This is a genomic window from Streptomyces olivaceus, assembly GCF_000721235.1.
GTDB lineage: Bacteria > Actinomycetota > Actinomycetes > Streptomycetales > Streptomycetaceae > Streptomyces > Streptomyces olivaceus.
In genome coordinates, this window is sequence record NZ_JOFH01000017.1 from 88,176 (window position 1) to 102,646 (window position 14,471).

Below are 14,471 nucleotides of genomic sequence, written 5' to 3' on the forward strand. Positions count from 1 at the left end.
CGGACTTCACCGTGAAGCGTGCGCTTCATGATTGATCTGCGCAGGCTGCACGTGCTCCGCGCCGTCTCCCACTACGGCACCGTCACCGCCGCGGCCCGCGCCCTGCACTTCACGCCCTCCGCCGCCTCCCAGCAGATCCGCCAGCTCGCCCGGGACCTGGGCGTGGATCTGCTGGAGCCGCAGGGGCGAGGGGTGCGCCTCACGCCGGCCGCCGAGAGCCTGCTCGCCCACGCCGACGCCATCGAGGCCCGCTGGGACGAGGCCGAACAGGATCTGCGGGCGGGCGAGGGGGACCCCGCCGGGCCGCTCAGGGCGACGGGCTTCCCGGTCGCCGTCGCGGTGCTCCTGGCGCCGATGGCCGCGCGGCTGCGCGAGCGGCATCCGCGGCTGTCGGTGCGGATCCGGGAGGTCGAGGTGGCGGAGAGCTTCGACCTGCTCTTCGAGGGGGAGAGCGACCTGGCCGTGGTGGAGGCGACCCCGGCCAACCCGCCGTCGGCCGACGCGCGCTTCGACCAGCGGCCGCTCCTGGACGACCCGTTCGACCTGGTCGTGCCCGAGGGCCACCCGCTCGCCGGACGGGACGGGGCGGACCTCGCCGAGGTGGCGCACGAGGCCTGGATCGCGCCGGTGGCGAAGAGTCCCTGCCGTCCGCACGTGATGGCGGCGTGCGGCGCCGCCGGGTTCACCCCCGACGTGGTTCACCACGCGTGCGACTGGAACGTCACCGCGCACCTGGTCTCCCACGGGCTCGGCGTCGCGCTGATACCCCGGTTGGCGCAGCTGACCCCCGAGCTGCCGATCGTCCGGGTGCCCTGCGCCGACCGGCCGCACCGCAAGTTGCTGACCTGCACCCGCAGCGGCGGCCACCGGCGTCCGGCGGTCGCGGCGGCGCTGGAGGAACTGCGCGCACTGGCCGCGGCTGCGGTGGCCTGACGCGGGGCCTGACGCGGGACGGGACCGGGGCTCGGCAGAGCCCCGGTCCCGTCCCGCGTCGTCCTGGAAGCGCGTCAGGCGGCGACGGCCTCGTCGGCGTGGCCGTGCAGGCGCGCGACGACCTCGGTCAGCTGCGCGGCGACCTCGGCGTCGTCCGCCGGGTGGGTCTCGGCGAAGCGGGTCAGCGAGCCGGGGATGGACAGCTTGAGGTCCTCGATCACCTTGCCGCCGGCGATGCCCACGGCCTTGCGGGCCTCGTCCTGCGCCCACACGCCGCCGTACTGGCCGAAGGCGGTGCCGACCACGGCGACCGGCTTGCCGGTGAAGGCGCCGTCGCCGTAGGGGCGGGACAGCCAGTCGATGGCGTTCTTCAGGACGGCCGGGATGGTGCCGTTGTACTCCGGCGAGAAGAGGAGGAACGCCTGGGCGCCCTTCGCGGCCTCGCGGAGCTTGGCGGCGGCGGCCGGGACGCTGCCCTCGACGTCGATGTCCTCGTTGTAGAAGGGGACGTCGGCGAGCCCCTCGAACAGCTGCACCTCGGCACCCTCCGGCGCGAGCCTGGCAGCCGCCTCGGCGAGCTGGCGGTTGGTCGAACCGGCGCGAAGGCTGCCGACGAGCGCAAGGATGCGGACTGACATGAGTACTCCCAATGCAAGAACAGGTGGCCATGCGGAAACAGCAGGCGAACGGCGGCGCCGAAACACTGCCGTTACGATCCGGACCGAGGTCCGTTTAATTTCTAACATCCCAAACGGACCGCGGTCCAGTTTTCTTCCCGATGCTTTACGCTGGATTCATGTCCGCCGCCCTGCCACCGTTCCCGAAACCTCAAGAGGCCCTCGACGCACCTGAGTTGCTGCAGGTCGGCTCGGGGACCGAGGTGGACGAGCCCTGCCTGCGCGCCGACGCCGCGCGCAACCGCGCCCGGCTGCTGGACGCCGCGGGGCGACTGGCCGCCGAGCACGGTGCGGCCGCACTCACCATGGAGGGCGTCGCCGCCGCCGCCTCCGTGGGAAAGGGCACGGTCTTCCGCCGCTTCGGCGACCGCACCGGACTCCTGGCCGCCCTCCTCGACCACTCGGAGCGCAAGTTCCAGGCCGCGATCCTGAGCGGCCCGCCTCCCCTGGGCCCCGGTGCCCCGCCCGTCGAACGGCTGCGCGCCTTCGGCTGCGCGCTGCTGCGGCGCTCCATCGACGAACTCGACCTGCTCCTGGCCGGCGAGCCCAGCGCCGAACGCCGCCACACCTTCCCGCCCCGCCGATTCCTGCGCTCCCACGTGGCCCTGCTGCTGCGGGAGGCGGTGCCGGACGCCGACACCGAACTGCTGTCCCACACACTGATGGCCTACCTCGACGCCGCCCTGCTCCACCACCTCACCGAACAGTGCGGGCTGCCCCCCGAGCGCGTGCGGGCCGGCTGGCTGGACCTCGTCGCGCGAGTGACCCGCACGGACCCGCCCGCCTGATCCGCTCTCCTCCCAGCGGGCCTGAACTCACCTTCCCCCGGGCGGCGTTGCCCCGCCCGCTGCCCCGTATCCGGCTTCTGCCAAGATGCCGTACGTCATGGTGCAGATACCGAATCCGTCCGCCTCCGAGTCCCCCTTACCGCGCTCCGTGCCCACCAGCGCCGACGTGGCCCGCCTGGCCGGGGTCTCCCGCGCGACCGTGTCCTACGTCCTGAACAACACCGACGCCGTCCGGATCAGCGAACCCACCCGCCGCCGCGTCCGCGAGGCCGCCCGCGAACTCGGCTACGTGCCGCACGCCGCCGCCCGCTCCCTGCGCGCCGGGTACAGCCGGATGGTCCTGACCCCCGCGCCGTCCTTCGCCGCGGGACCCCTCTACACCCGCTTCCTCAGCGAACTCCAGTGGGCCCTGGGCCGTCTCGACTACACCGTGGTGCAGTACGGCTCCGTCGGCCTGCACGGGGACGAGGCCGCCCGCGCCTGGGCCGAGCTGCGCCCGGTCGCCGTCCTGGCACCCGGCTCGGACCTGGGGCCACAGGGGGTGGAGGTCCTCAAGCGCTCGGGCGCCCGCGCGGTCGTCACCCTGGGCCCGGAGGCCGTCGAGGGCGCGCACGCCCTGCTCGCGGACCAGGAACGCGTGGGCCGCAGCGCGGTCCGCCACCTCTACGACCGCGGACGCCGCCGCATCGGCGTGGTCGTGCCCGCGGAGGAGGGCCTCGACGCCTTCTCGGCGCCCCGCCTGGCCGGCGCCCGCCGTGCGGTGCACGGCACCGACGCCGCCGTCACCGAACTGCCCCTCGCCTACGAGGAGCGCGATGCCGCCCGGCTGGCCGCCCGCTGGGCCTCCCTCGGCCTCGACGCGGTGTTCACGTACAACGACGAGTACGCGATGCTGCTGATGCGGGCCCTGCAGGACGAGGGCCTCGCCATTCCCGGCGACGCCGCCGTGATCGGCGCCGACGACCTGATGCTCGGCCGCCTGCTCAGACCCCGCCTGAGCACCGTCCACCTCGAACTGCCCTCGGGGCGCGACCTCGCCGCGCTCGTCGACCGCGCCGTGCACGACCCCGGCGCCGCGCCCGAGCGGCACAAGGTGCTGGGCGCGGCGGTGGTCCACCGGGAATCGAGCTGACGGGCTCCGGGCCCGGAGCCCGGTCCCGCCCGTCCCGACCCGGTGCGTGCTACTTGGCGTCCTGACCCGCGGCCTGCGCCTGCTGCTCGGCGACGGCCTTGCGGACCTCGTCCATGTCGAGCTTCCGGGCCTGTCCGATCACGTCCGTCAGCGCCTCCTCGGGCAGCGCGCCCGGCTGCGCGAACACGGCCACCTGGTCACGGACGATCATCAGCGTCGGAATCGACTTGATGTCGAAGGCCTGCGCCAGCTCCTGCTGCGCCTCGGTGTCCACCTTGCCGAAGACCAGGTCGGGGTTGGCCTCCGCCGCCCTCTCGTAGACCGGGGCGAACTGACGGCACGGACCGCACCAGGACGCCCAGAAGTCGATCAGTACGAACTCGTTGTCCGTGACCGTCTGGTCGAAGTTCTCCTTGGTGAGTTCCACGGTGCTGGTCATGAGGTGATCCCTCTTCCTGGTTTCGGGGGAGAAGCCGTCGGCACAACACTGCCGACCTGGTGGGTATTCCGCGCGCGTACCCATGTGGCCCCGTCGCACACCACCCAGCAGACTGGCCCCATGACGCAATCGGAATCCCTCACGTACGACGTCGTCGTGATCGGCGCGGGCCCCGTCGGCGAGAACGTCGCCGACCGCACCCGCGCGGCCGGCCTGTCCACCGCGATCGTGGAGAGCGAGCTGGTCGGCGGCGAGTGCTCCTACTGGGCGTGCATGCCGAGCAAGGCCCTGCTGCGCCCGGTCATCGCCCGGGCCGACGCCCGCCGCCTGCCGGGCCTCGCCGAGGCGGTGAGCGGCCCGCTCGACGCCGCGGGGGTCCTGGCCCGCCGCGACGAGTACACCTCGCACTGGAAGGACGACGGCCAGGTCCGGTGGATCGAGGGCATCGGGGCCGACCTGTACCGCGGCCAGGGACGACTCGCCGGGCCGCGCACCGTGGAGGTGGCCGCGCCGGACGGCACCCGCCGGGTCCTGACCGCCCGGCACGCCGTCGCCGTCTGCACCGGCACCGGCGCCTCGCTGCCCCCGCTCGACGGACTCGCCGACGTCCGCCCCTGGACCAGCCGCGAGGCCACCGCCGCGGAGCGCGCGCCCGGCCGGCTGATCGTGGTCGGCGGCGGCGTGGTCGCCGTCGAGATGGCCACCGCCTGGCAGGCCCTGGGCTCGCAGGTGACGCTCCTGGTGCGCGGCGACGGCGGACTGCTCGCCCGGATGGAGCCCTTCGCCGGAGAACTGGTCGCCGAGGCGCTCACCGACGCCGGAGTGGACCTGCGCACCAACACCTCCGTCGAGTCCGTCACCCGCGAGAACGGCACCGTCGTCGCCGTCACCGCAAGCGGCGACCGCTTCGAGGCCGACGAGATCCTCTTCGCCACCGGCCGCACGCCCCGCACCGGCGACATCGGCCTGGAGACCGTCGGACTGGAGCCGGGGTCCTGGCTGTCCGTCGACGACAGCCTCCGGGTCGAGGGCCACGACTGGCTCTACGCCGTCGGCGACGTCAACCACCGCGCCCTCCTCACCCACCAGGGCAAGTACCAGGCGCGCATCGCGGGCGCCGCCATCGCCGCCCGCGCCTCCGGGGCGCCGACTCTCGATTCCGGCCCGTGGGGCGCGCACGCGGCGACGGCCGACCACGACGCCGTACCGCAGGTCGTGTTCACCGACCCGGAGGCGGCGTCCGTCGGCCTCACCCTCGCCGAGGCCGAGCAGGCCGGCCACCGGGTCAGGGCTGTCGACATCGACCTGGCCACGGTGGCCGGCGCGAGCCTGTACGGCGAGGGCTACAAGGGCCGGGCCCGCATGGTCGTCGACCTGGAGGACGAGATCGTCCGGGGCGTCACCTTCGTCGGCCCGGGCGTCGGCGAGCTGATCCACTCCGCGACGGTGGCCGTCGTCGGCCAGGTCCCCCTCAGCCGCCTGTGGCACGCGGTCCCGTCCTACCCGACGATCAGCGAGGTGTGGCTGCGCCTGCTGGAGGCGTACCGGGACAACTGAGGGGCGCTGCCGGGCGTTGGGTGCCGGTCGCCGGTTGTCACCGGGCGTGGTCCGACGGCCGGACCGCGCGCCGGACTGCACCGCACGGCGGCCGGCGTCACACGGCCTGCGCCCGGCCGGTCCCACGGCCTGCGCCCGGTCCGGTGTCCTGCCCGGCCCGGTCCGTCAGGACGCCGAACCGGGCAGCCCTGGTGAGCCGGACGGTCCGGGCCGTCCGGGCCGTCCGGGCCGTCCGGGCAGCTCGAAACCGAGGGCCGACGCCGCCCGCTCCGGCGTCGGCTGGGACCACAGGTCGGCCATCGAGGCGTTCGACGCCAGGGAGCGCAGCTCGGCCCGGTCCAGGTACAGCGTGCCGTCCAGATGGTCCGTCTCGTGCTGCACGATCCGGGCCGGCCATCCCGTGAACACCTCGTCCACCGCCCGCCCGTGCTCGTCCCGGGCCCGCAGCCGTACCTCGGCGTGGCGCGCGACCACCGCCTGCCAGCCCGGCACGCTCAGACAGCCCTCGAAGAACGCGGCCCGCGCGGCGCCCACGGGCTCGTACGACGGGTTGACCAGTACCCGGAACGGCTGCGGCACCCGCCCGCGCGCCGCCCGCACCTCCTCGGGCACCGGCGCCGGGTCCTCGATCACCGCGATCCTGAGCCCCACCCCGACCTGGGGAGCGGCCAGACCCACGCCGGGCGCCGCGTGCATGGTCAGCCGCAGCGCCGCCACGAACCGCGCGAGGAGCGCGGGCGCCAACTGCCCGTCGAACGGCTCGGCCGCGCGTCGAAGCACCGGCTCGCCGGCCGCGACGATCGGCAACGGCCCGCCGAGGGCCAGCAGTTCCTCGACCCGCTCGGCAAGCGGGGCGCGGTCACTCGGAGTTCCCATGGCGCCAGGATGCCACGGCGTACCGGACCTGCCCGTACCGCCACTGTGACGCACGCCACTTGTGTTGCCGGGAACTCAGGCCCGCTCCGCTCCGACCACTGGGACCGTCCCCTCTTTCACCACGTCCCCGGAGCGCCCACCGATGACCACCACATCCCCGACCACCTCGGACGAGGCATCAGGGTCGGCCGGCCCGCCGCGTCCACCCGGCAGATGGTCCACCCTGCGCCCCCTGATCCTGCGCCTGCACTTCTACGCGGGCCTCTTCGTGGCCCCCTTCCTGCTGGTCGCGGCGACGACCGGCCTCCTGTACGCCGCCTCGTTCCAGGCCGAGAAGATCGTCTACGCCCATGAGCTGACCGTCCCCGACGTCGGTGAACGCAAGCTGCCGATCTCCGAGCAGGTCGCCGCCGCGCGGCAGGCGCACCCCGAGGGCAGTGTCGCGGCCGTACGGCCCTCTCCCGCGGACGACGCCACCACCAGGGTGATGCTGTCCGGAGTCGAAGGCATCGACGAGGGTCACACGCTCGCGGTCTTCGTCGACCCGTACACGGCGAAGGTGCGCGGGGCCCTCGAACAGTACGGTTCCAGCGGCGCGTTGCCGCTGCGCACCTGGATCGACGAGTTCCACCGCGACCTGCACCTGGGCGAAACGGGGCGGCTGTACAGCGAGTTCGCCGCCAGCTGGCTGTGGGTGATCGCGGGCGGCGGACTCGTGCTGTGGTTCTCCCGCCGCCGCGCCCGCCGCAAGCTGCGCGGCACGTCCGGCCGTCGGCGCACCCTGGGCCTGCACGGCTCGGTCGGCGCCTGGGTCGCGGCCGGCTTCGTCTTCCTCTCCGCGACCGGCCTCACGTGGTCGACGTACGCCGGAGCCAACATCGAGGACCTGCGCGTCTCGCTCGGGCAGACCACCCCGTCCGTGTCCGCGTCGGTGAGCGGGGGAGGCGAGCACGCCGGGCACGGCGCCGCGGCGGGCGCCGGCGGGGACGCCGCGCACGGCGTCGGTCTGGACAAGGTCCTGGCCGCCGCCCGCGCCGAGGGACTCGGCGACCCGGTGGAGATCACCCCGCCCGCCGACGCCTCCTCCGCCTACGTCGTCGCGCAGGTGCAGCGCAGCTGGCCCGAGAAGCAGGACTCCGTCGCCGTGGACCCGGCGACGGGAGAGGTCGCCGACGTCCTGCGGTTCGCCGACTACCCGGTGCTCGCCAAGCTCAGCCGCTGGGGCATCGACCTGCACACCGGCAGCCTGTTCGGCCTGCCCAACCAGATCGCCCTGATGCTGCTGGCGGCCTCGCTGATCCTGCTCATCCTCTGGGGCTACCGCATGTGGTGGCAGCGCGGCCGGGGTTCCGTCTTCGGCCGACCGATCCCGCGCGGCGCCTGGCAGCAGGTGCCGCCGCTGCTCCTGGTCCCGCTGCTCGCGGCGATCGCCGTCCTGGGCTACTTCCTGCCGCTCCTTGGCATCCCACTGGCCGCGTTCATCGCCCTCGACGTCGTGCTCGGCGAGATCGCCCACCGGCGGGGCCGCCGGACGTACGCGGGCGGTGCGGCCGGCAGACGCTGACGGCCACGGCAGGCACGGCACCCGGCGGCGTGGCGGCGCGCACCGCCACGCCGCCCGGCGGGGACCGGCGCCCTCAGGGCTCAGCGACCGGCGAAGTCGCCCGCCAGCGCCGAGGCGATCCGCAACTGGGCGTCGGCCTCCTCCTGCCGGCCCTGCCGTTCGAGGGTGCGGCCCAGCATCAGCCGGGCGTACTGCTCGACGGGGTCGCGCTCCACGAGGGTGCGCAGTTCGGCCTCCGCCCGCCCCAGCTGGGCCGAGTGGTAGTAGGCGCGCGCCAGCAGCAGCCGCGGCCCGGTCTGCTCGGGCACCTCCCCGACCAGCCCGTCCAGGACGCGCGCCGCGGCGGCGTAGTCCTTGGCGTCGAAGAACATCCGCGCGCGCTCCCAGCGCTCCGCGGCCGTTCCGTGCTCGTAGTACGTCGTGTCCACTTCCAGCCTCCTTCGGCGCCTTCAACCACGCCTGATGGTTGAACATTCCACAACCGCTCGGGGTGTCGCGCCGCGGCGTCCGGCGACCGATCCGCCTCGCGGAGGTGACGCCGGGGGGACCGTCTGACGGGGGCGGCCGCGCGGGGTTAGGTTGTGCGCCATGAGCAACCTTGACCGCGCGGCGGTCCCCAGCCTGTGCGGCGGCCGCGGCTTCGTCGTGGCGGAACCCGTGCGCGAACTCCTGAGCCCTCGCAGCGTCAAGCTGGGCGAGTCCACCGAGGTCCGCCGGCTGCTGCCCAATCTGGGCCGCCGCATGGTGGGCGCCTGGTGCTTCGTCGACCACTACGGCCCCGACGACATCGCCGACGAGCCCGGCATGCAGGTGCCGCCGCACCCGCACATGGGCCTGCAGACCGTGAGCTGGCTGCACGAGGGCGAGGTACTGCACCGCGACTCCACCGGCAGCCTCCAGACCATCCGCCCGCGCCAGCTGGGCCTGATGACCTCCGGCCGCGCGATCAGCCACTCCGAGGAGAGCCCGCGCTCCCACGCCCGATACCTCCACGGCGCCCAGCTCTGGGTCGCCCTCCCCGACGCCCACCGCCGCACCGACCCGCACTTCGAGCACCACGCCGAGCTGCCCCTGGTCACGGCCCCCGGCCTGACGGCCACCCTGATCCTCGGCACCCTCGACGGCACCACGTCACCCGGCACGACGTACACCCCCCTCGTCGGTGCCGACCTGGCCCTTGCCGCCGGCACGGACGTACGCCTGCCACTGGAACGGGACTTCGAGTACGCCGTCCTCTCCATGTCCGGCGAGGCCCACGTCGACGGCGTGCCCCTGGTGCCGGGCTCGATGCTCTACCTCGGCTGCGGCCGCGGCGAACTGCCCCTGCGGGCCGACTCGGACGCGGGCCTGATGCTCCTGGGCGGAGAGCCGTTCGAGGAGGAGCTGATCATGTTCTGGAACTGGATCGGGCGCTCCCAGGAGGAGATCGTACAGGCCCGCCGGGACTGGATGGAAGGGACACGGTTCGGCGAGGTGAAGGGCTACGACGGGGCTCCACTGCCCGCCCCGGCGCTGCCGCCGGTGCCGTTGAAACCGCGCGGGAGGACGCGCTGACCTGTGGTAATGCGTCGATTTTGCTGATCGCCGGGGTGTGGGCTGCCGGCAATCGTCGTTGCTTTCGGTCCGCGTGCTGGAAAGCTCCTGAACAGCTCGCCGGCCTCAGGCCGGAGTGGTTGGCGATCCCATGGTGTGGCTGTCTGTGGGCAGCTGTGGCAGGACACTTGCTGACTCAATGCTGACTTTGCTGACGTGCCGTCAGTTTAGGTTGAAGGGCCCTTTGCCCATTTCCGGCGATCGCGTGGGTGTCAGCAGGGTTGGTAGGGGTCGGGGCAATGCTGACCTGCCCGGAGATCGAGTCGGGCGTTGGAGAAGGACAGTGCTGTTCGCGCTGCTGTCTTGTGGGGACCCCACAAGACGCTGGTGTCGCCGCTGACCGTCGGCAGCGCGTGCTCGGTCCGATCCGAGGAAGATGTGGCTGAGAGTGACTGTCAGGTTCTTCATCTGCTCGTGGTACGCGCTGGCCTTCACTTCTGACCCGCGGTAATGGGCGGAATGGTCTGCTGTGAAGCCGAGTCGATCCGCGACTGGTCCGGATCTTGGTATGTGGTCCGCAGTCCGTGGTGCCGGCGAGCGACCCCCGTGGTACCACATGGCACAGGTTGTAGAGACCGTCTACGGGCGTCCACGTCAGTCCAGAGTGACCGTGTAAGGCCAGCTCACACCGTTTTGATCTGAGGACGTCGACGCAGTTGGTGACCGGCGTGTGATAGCGGCGTTCGACGAGAAGCTCCGCAGGTGTGGTCCGGCAGAGCTCTTCAGCGGGCGGGTCTTCTGCGTCTGTCGTGAGCGTCCTTTCACTTGGGACTCCTCCTCTCCGAGTACGGAGATGGGGACGCGGTGACAGCAAGCGTCCAGGGTCGAGCCACAGCGTGCGGCCCGGGAACTGTGCGCGGTCGACTGCGGCGCGCACTGTCCGCTACTGCAAAGTTCACGCCTCGGCGTCCCGGCTCTGGCTGTCCTCTCGAGGGCGCGCGGATGGCTGACCGTGCACGCGACCATCCAGCGACCATCCGACGCGGGGAGGGTGAGGGTCGCCGGTGGCTCGGGGAGCAGCCTGGTCCACGGCTGGTTCGGTCTACGGGGGCGCGGGGAGGGGTGCTCGGCATTCTGTGCGGGATCTGTTCATAGCCGGTCGGGCCTGTCAACATCTCACTGACAGGTGACGTTGGGGGGCTTGCGTGGTGTCGGTGCAAAGCAATGATCAGCGGTTGTTGGAACGCATTCTGGAGGACCAGCATCGCAAGCTGGCGCCGGACAAGAACCGGGATGACTTCTTCACGTTCTTCGCCGCGGACAAGGCTCTGCAGGACTGGGATCTGGACAACGACGAGATTACGGACGGAATCGTCGACGGCGCGCACGATTGCGGCATCGACGGCATCTGGACCTTCGTGGACGAGCGCTACATCACCGCTGATGCACATCAGTTTCTCCCGTCACGTGCCGGCAAGATCGAGCTGGTCATCTTGCAGGCGAAGAACTCCTCGGGATACCAGGAGTCGGTGATCGAGAAACTGCACTTTCATCTGCCCGCCCTGCTGGACATGGGCCGGGACGAGGAAGACCTGGTCGCCCACACCAACGCCAAGCTGCTCGAACGCACGCGCCGCTTCCTTCATATCCTCGAAGAACTGGCATCGTCCTTCCCGCAAGTTCGCATCAAGGTCATTTATGCGAACAAGTCGGCAGAGACACCGCACCCCAACGTCAAGGCCAAGGGTGACAGGCTCAGACGTCAGCTGGCGAAGATCACATCCGACACCCGGGCCGACCTGGAATACCTCAACGCCGCTGACCTGCGCGAGCGGACTGCCCGCGGAGCCAAAGCCGTCGCGCAGCTAGTGTTCACCGAAACGCCGATGAGCACATCGCTTGGCGAGGGCTATGTTTGTCTGGCGCGGCTTGACGAGTACTACCGCTTCATCACGTCCGACAACGAGGCCCTGCGGTTGGAGCTGTTCGAGTCCAACGTGCGCGACTACGCGGGGTCCACGGCCGTGAACAACGCCATCGGCGAAACCCTGAAGTCCGGGACTGGCGAGGACTTCTGGTGGTTCAACAACGGTGTCACCGTCGTCGCGGACGCTGCCCAGATCGCCGGCAAGCGAATCGTGGTCAAGGAGCCCCAGGTCGTCAACGGGCTCCAGACCAGCCACGAGATCTACAGCTACATTCAGAACGGTGGTCAGCACCGCGACCGGTCCCTCCTTGTCAAGATCGTCGTCGCGCCTGAGTCCGGCACGGCTCGCGACCGCATCATCCGAGCGACCAACAGCCAGACCCAGTTGCCCGCCGGCGCATTGCGGGCCACCGAGTCCATTCAGAAAGACATCGAGGAGAGCCTCGGCCAGGCGGGCGGCTACTACTACGAGCGCCGAGCCAGCTACTACCGCAACCTCGGCTTCCCCCTCGATCGGGTCGTCAGTATGGCCAGACTTGCCCGCGAGTTCACCGCCTTCGTTCTGCGCGAACCGCATACCGCGCTGCGGCACTCCGACGCGCTACTGCTCGACGACCAGCACTACGCGCAGATCTTCTCCCCTCGGCACGACCTGGACATCTACCCCTTGTGCCTCGATGTGCACACCAGGCTGCGCGCGTTCCTCACAGGCTATGCCGAAGATCGGCCCTTGCTGGGTGACTCGCTGGAGAACTGGCTCTACCCGCTGGCAGCCATGTCCGCCTACACACTCACTCGGCTGCGGCAGCCTTCGCCGCGAGACCTGCTCAACATCGACCCCGGGCACCTCGGCGATGACTTGATGTTCCGCATGACAGGCACTCTGGAACAGAGCTTCAAGAGCGTCCTCCGCCGCAACAAGGCCGGCGGCGTTGACCGGATCGCCCGGACCCCCGAATTCACCACCAAGATCCGCCAAGCCGTCGTGTCCCAGAGCCGCTACCACATCGAAGGCTGAGCGCCGACCAGGAAAGCTGCCGGGCTTGCCCACGGCCGATGATGAGATCGGCTGGTGGGGCCCTGCCCGGTGTCTAGTCATAAGGCGTCACCGAGGGCAGGGTCTGGCGTCCGGCGGCGGGTGAGCCAGCCTCCACTCGTGCCAGAACGTCACAGTCCCCGACGAACCCCCTGAGGGTCAGGTACCACCAGTCGGTCAGGCGGTCGTCGAGGACGGTCGTGCCCTCGAGTGCCTCGGTGAGGGTGCACAGGCCGAAGAAGGCGGGCACCAGGGTGCGGGCCGCGCGGGCGGGGCGGACACCCTCGTTGACGTGCCCTGCCAGCCGGGCCTGCGCGAGCAGTCGCGTGGTGGCGGCGGTCCAGAGCGCGAATGGGTCGGGGATGGGGGCTTTGATGACGGTGCGCTCGGTCCATAGACGGGCGCCGGCGCGCGCTACGGGGTCCTGGGTGAGGGCGTGGGCGATGTCGTAGCTGAGGGTGACGAGTCGTTCGAGCGGCGTTACGGTCTCGTCTCCATAGCGTGCTGCGAGCTCGGGCCAGGTGGCGAACCGGTTTTCAACGACGGCGACGGCGATTCCTTCCTTGCTGGTGTAGTGGAAGTAGACCGCGCCGCTGGTCCGGCCCGACCTCGCGCTTATGTCGTTGACGCTGGTGGCCGCGTATCCGTGTTCGGCGAACAGTTGGGCTGCCGCTTCCAGCAGTGATCTGCGGGTTGCCTTCGCCCGTTCCTGCAACGTTCCGTCCGCCCTCGTCTGTTCTGATGTCGGGTTTCGAGTCACGAACTTAGTGCGCCAGCGTACGCCCGGAGCCCAACGGGAACTTTCGGACGGAAATTACACAGTTCTTTCGAATGCGAACGCGCGCGAGTGGTAGTGGGGCACGACGCTCCGGGCCTTGCACGGTCAAGCGAACGTGCCAACCGTCGGGCAGACGCGTGGCGTTGACGTCCTCCACGGCCGCGCGAGGCGGGTCGCCGCACAGCTACCCGTCTGTTTCCGGCGCCCATCGAGTCACCGAAAAGGGTTATTGCCCGATTTGCCTGGGCGGAAATAACGTAGCGGAAACTATCTTTCCGTTTTCTGCGGAGATGGGAACGCCACATACATGCGAAAGCATGGGAGGCCCAAGTGACCACCTCGGCCCACGATCTGCTCGACTGGTCGCCCGAAGCCGTTGTCTTCGACTGCGACGGCACCCTGATGGACAGCGAACGCCACTGGCAGGAGGCTCGCAGCCGGGCCTTCCGGGAGCACGGCCTTCAGCCACCGCCCGGGTTCGCGGAGCAGGCCCTTGGCCTGCACTACGAGGACTGCGGCCGGCTCATGGCGCGGTCCGTGCACAAACCCGAACTGGCCGAGAACCTGACAGCCGCGCTTCTCGACCACTTCCTGGCACTGGTCACCGACGAGCCGGTGACGATGCCGGGTGCGGTCCGGCTCGTACGGCTGCTCTCAGGCCGCCTGCCGCTGGCGGTGGCCAGCAACTGCCCGAGGGTGGTGGTGGAGGGCAGCTTGGAGCGGGCCGGGCTGCTCGGGCACTTCCAGTACCTCGTCGTCCCCGACGCCGGGGACCGGGTGCGCCCCAAGCCGCATCCTGACGTGTACGCCGTGGCGGCCCGGCTCTGCGGTGTCCCCCCGCACCGGGCGCTGGCGGTGGAGGACTCCCTGACCGGTGTGGAAGCGGCCCGCCGGGCAAGCCTGCGGGTCCTGGGCGTCGGTCCCCGGCCGCAGGGTGACGGCGCCACCCGGGCCGACGGGTGGTTACCGTCACTGGACGCTCCCGAACTGCTGGCCTGGGCCCACGCGCTCGGCAGCTCGCGGGGGCCACAAGCGCCTTGAGGGCCGGCCGCGGTCCGACGACGCCAAGCGCTCACCCCCGGGTGGGTGCAGAAGGCGACACCCTGGTGGTGCGGAAGGCACCCATGACACCGCCGCGCCGTCGGTCTGCACAACCGTCCTCTGGGGGAGAGGACAGCGGCGACTACCGGTTGTTGTGGCCCGGCAATTCCCGGCAGCAGAACCATGCGGA

General features: G+C 71.1%; 13 protein-coding genes. 8 read left to right on the top strand and 5 right to left on the bottom strand.

The annotated features are described in order from the left end of the window. Positions 1-27: 27 nt before the first annotated feature. A complete protein-coding gene (locus IG94_RS0120175) occupies positions 28-933 on the top strand; it encodes a LysR family transcriptional regulator (protein ID WP_031038570.1) in 906 nt (301 codons plus the stop codon). A 74-nt stretch (positions 934-1,007) separates the two neighbouring features. On the opposite strand, the gene IG94_RS0120180 is transcribed toward IG94_RS0120175, so the two are convergent. After that, entirely contained in the window at positions 1,008-1,571 is a 564-nt protein-coding gene (locus tag IG94_RS0120180; RefSeq protein WP_031038573.1) for an NAD(P)H-dependent oxidoreductase, read from the bottom strand. 158 nt (positions 1,572-1,729) lie between these two features. Here IG94_RS0120180 and IG94_RS0120185 point away from each other — a divergent pair, with 158 nt between their 5' ends. Further along, complete coding sequence (locus IG94_RS0120185; protein ID WP_043484113.1) at positions 1,730-2,398, top strand: TetR/AcrR family transcriptional regulator; 669 nt, start codon at positions 1,730-1,732, stop codon at positions 2,396-2,398. Between the two features lie 97 nt (positions 2,399-2,495). Further along, entirely contained in the window at positions 2,496-3,530 is a 1,035-nt protein-coding gene (locus IG94_RS0120190; protein WP_078535945.1) for a LacI family DNA-binding transcriptional regulator, read from the top strand. A 49-nt stretch (positions 3,531-3,579) separates the two neighbouring features. Here the strand turns inward: IG94_RS0120190 and trxA are convergent, their stop codons facing one another. Next, complete coding sequence (gene trxA / locus IG94_RS0120195) at positions 3,580-3,969, bottom strand: thioredoxin (protein WP_031038579.1); 390 nt, start codon at positions 3,967-3,969, stop codon at positions 3,580-3,582. Positions 3,970-4,089: 120 nt separating this feature from the next. Here trxA and IG94_RS0120200 point away from each other — a divergent pair, with 120 nt between their 5' ends. Beyond that, positions 4,090-5,526 carry a dihydrolipoyl dehydrogenase family protein gene (locus IG94_RS0120200; protein WP_031038582.1) on the top strand — a complete coding sequence of 479 codons (1,437 nt, stop codon included), beginning with the start codon at positions 4,090-4,092 and terminating at the stop codon, positions 5,524-5,526. A gap of 165 nt (positions 5,527-5,691) precedes the next feature. Here IG94_RS0120200 and IG94_RS0120205 read toward each other — a convergent pair whose 3' ends face one another. After that, positions 5,692-6,402, bottom strand: coding sequence for a peptide deformylase (locus tag IG94_RS0120205; RefSeq protein ID WP_224326308.1), 711 nt, complete (start codon positions 6,400-6,402; stop codon positions 5,692-5,694). Positions 6,403-6,544: 142 nt separating this feature from the next. Here IG94_RS0120205 and IG94_RS0120210 point away from each other — a divergent pair, with 142 nt between their 5' ends. Further along, positions 6,545-7,966, top strand: a complete 1,422-nt coding sequence (locus IG94_RS0120210; RefSeq protein WP_031038587.1) for a PepSY-associated TM helix domain-containing protein — start codon at positions 6,545-6,547, stop codon at positions 7,964-7,966. An 80-nt stretch (positions 7,967-8,046) separates the two neighbouring features. Here the strand turns inward: IG94_RS0120210 and IG94_RS0120215 are convergent, their stop codons facing one another. After that, entirely contained in the window at positions 8,047-8,394 is a 348-nt protein-coding gene (locus IG94_RS0120215) for a tetratricopeptide repeat protein (protein WP_031038590.1), read from the bottom strand. 160 nt (positions 8,395-8,554) lie between these two features. Between IG94_RS0120215 and IG94_RS0120220 the strand changes: the two genes are divergently transcribed. Together IG94_RS0120220 and IG94_RS0120225 are read left to right on the top strand one after the other, a co-directional pair. Beyond that, the gene (locus tag IG94_RS0120220; RefSeq protein ID WP_031038593.1) at positions 8,555-9,520 is read left to right on the top strand and encodes a pirin family protein; all 966 of its coding nucleotides are present in this window, start codon (positions 8,555-8,557) and stop codon (positions 9,518-9,520) included. Positions 9,521-10,704: 1,184 nt separating this feature from the next. After that, entirely contained in the window at positions 10,705-12,444 is a 1,740-nt protein-coding gene (locus tag IG94_RS0120225; protein ID WP_031038596.1) for an AIPR family protein, read from the top strand. Positions 12,445-12,517: 73 nt separating this feature from the next. Here IG94_RS0120225 and IG94_RS0120230 read toward each other — a convergent pair whose 3' ends face one another. Then, on the bottom strand, positions 12,518-13,177 hold the full coding sequence (locus tag IG94_RS0120230) for a ScbR family autoregulator-binding transcription factor (RefSeq protein ID WP_031038600.1): 660 nt from the start codon (positions 13,175-13,177) through the stop codon (positions 12,518-12,520). A 393-nt stretch (positions 13,178-13,570) separates the two neighbouring features. Between IG94_RS0120230 and IG94_RS0120235 the strand changes: the two genes are divergently transcribed. Next, complete coding sequence (locus IG94_RS0120235) at positions 13,571-14,281, top strand: HAD family hydrolase (RefSeq protein WP_031038603.1); 711 nt, start codon at positions 13,571-13,573, stop codon at positions 14,279-14,281. Positions 14,282-14,471: the final 190 nt, after the last annotated feature.

What these genes read in the sequence shown, in the direction of transcription:
- IG94_RS0120175 (WP_031038570.1), top strand. Translation starts at nt 28, where the DNA reads ATGATTGATCTGCGCAGGCTGCACGTGCTCCGCGCCGTCTCCCACTAC.
- IG94_RS0120180 (WP_031038573.1), bottom strand. Translation starts at nt 1,571, where the DNA reads ATGTCAGTCCGCATCCTTGCGCTCGTCGGCAGCCTTCGCGCCGGTTCG.
- IG94_RS0120185 (WP_043484113.1), top strand. Translation starts at nt 1,730, where the DNA reads ATGTCCGCCGCCCTGCCACCGTTCCCGAAACCTCAAGAGGCCCTCGAC.
- IG94_RS0120190 (WP_078535945.1), top strand. Translation starts at nt 2,496, where the DNA reads ATGGTGCAGATACCGAATCCGTCCGCCTCCGAGTCCCCCTTACCGCGC.
- trxA (WP_031038579.1), bottom strand. Translation starts at nt 3,969, where the DNA reads ATGACCAGCACCGTGGAACTCACCAAGGAGAACTTCGACCAGACGGTC.
- IG94_RS0120200 (WP_031038582.1), top strand. Translation starts at nt 4,090, where the DNA reads ATGACGCAATCGGAATCCCTCACGTACGACGTCGTCGTGATCGGCGCG.
- IG94_RS0120205 (WP_224326308.1), bottom strand. Translation starts at nt 6,402, where the DNA reads ATGGGAACTCCGAGTGACCGCGCCCCGCTTGCCGAGCGGGTCGAGGAA.
- IG94_RS0120210 (WP_031038587.1), top strand. Translation starts at nt 6,545, where the DNA reads ATGACCACCACATCCCCGACCACCTCGGACGAGGCATCAGGGTCGGCC.
- IG94_RS0120220 (WP_031038593.1), top strand. Translation starts at nt 8,555, where the DNA reads ATGAGCAACCTTGACCGCGCGGCGGTCCCCAGCCTGTGCGGCGGCCGC.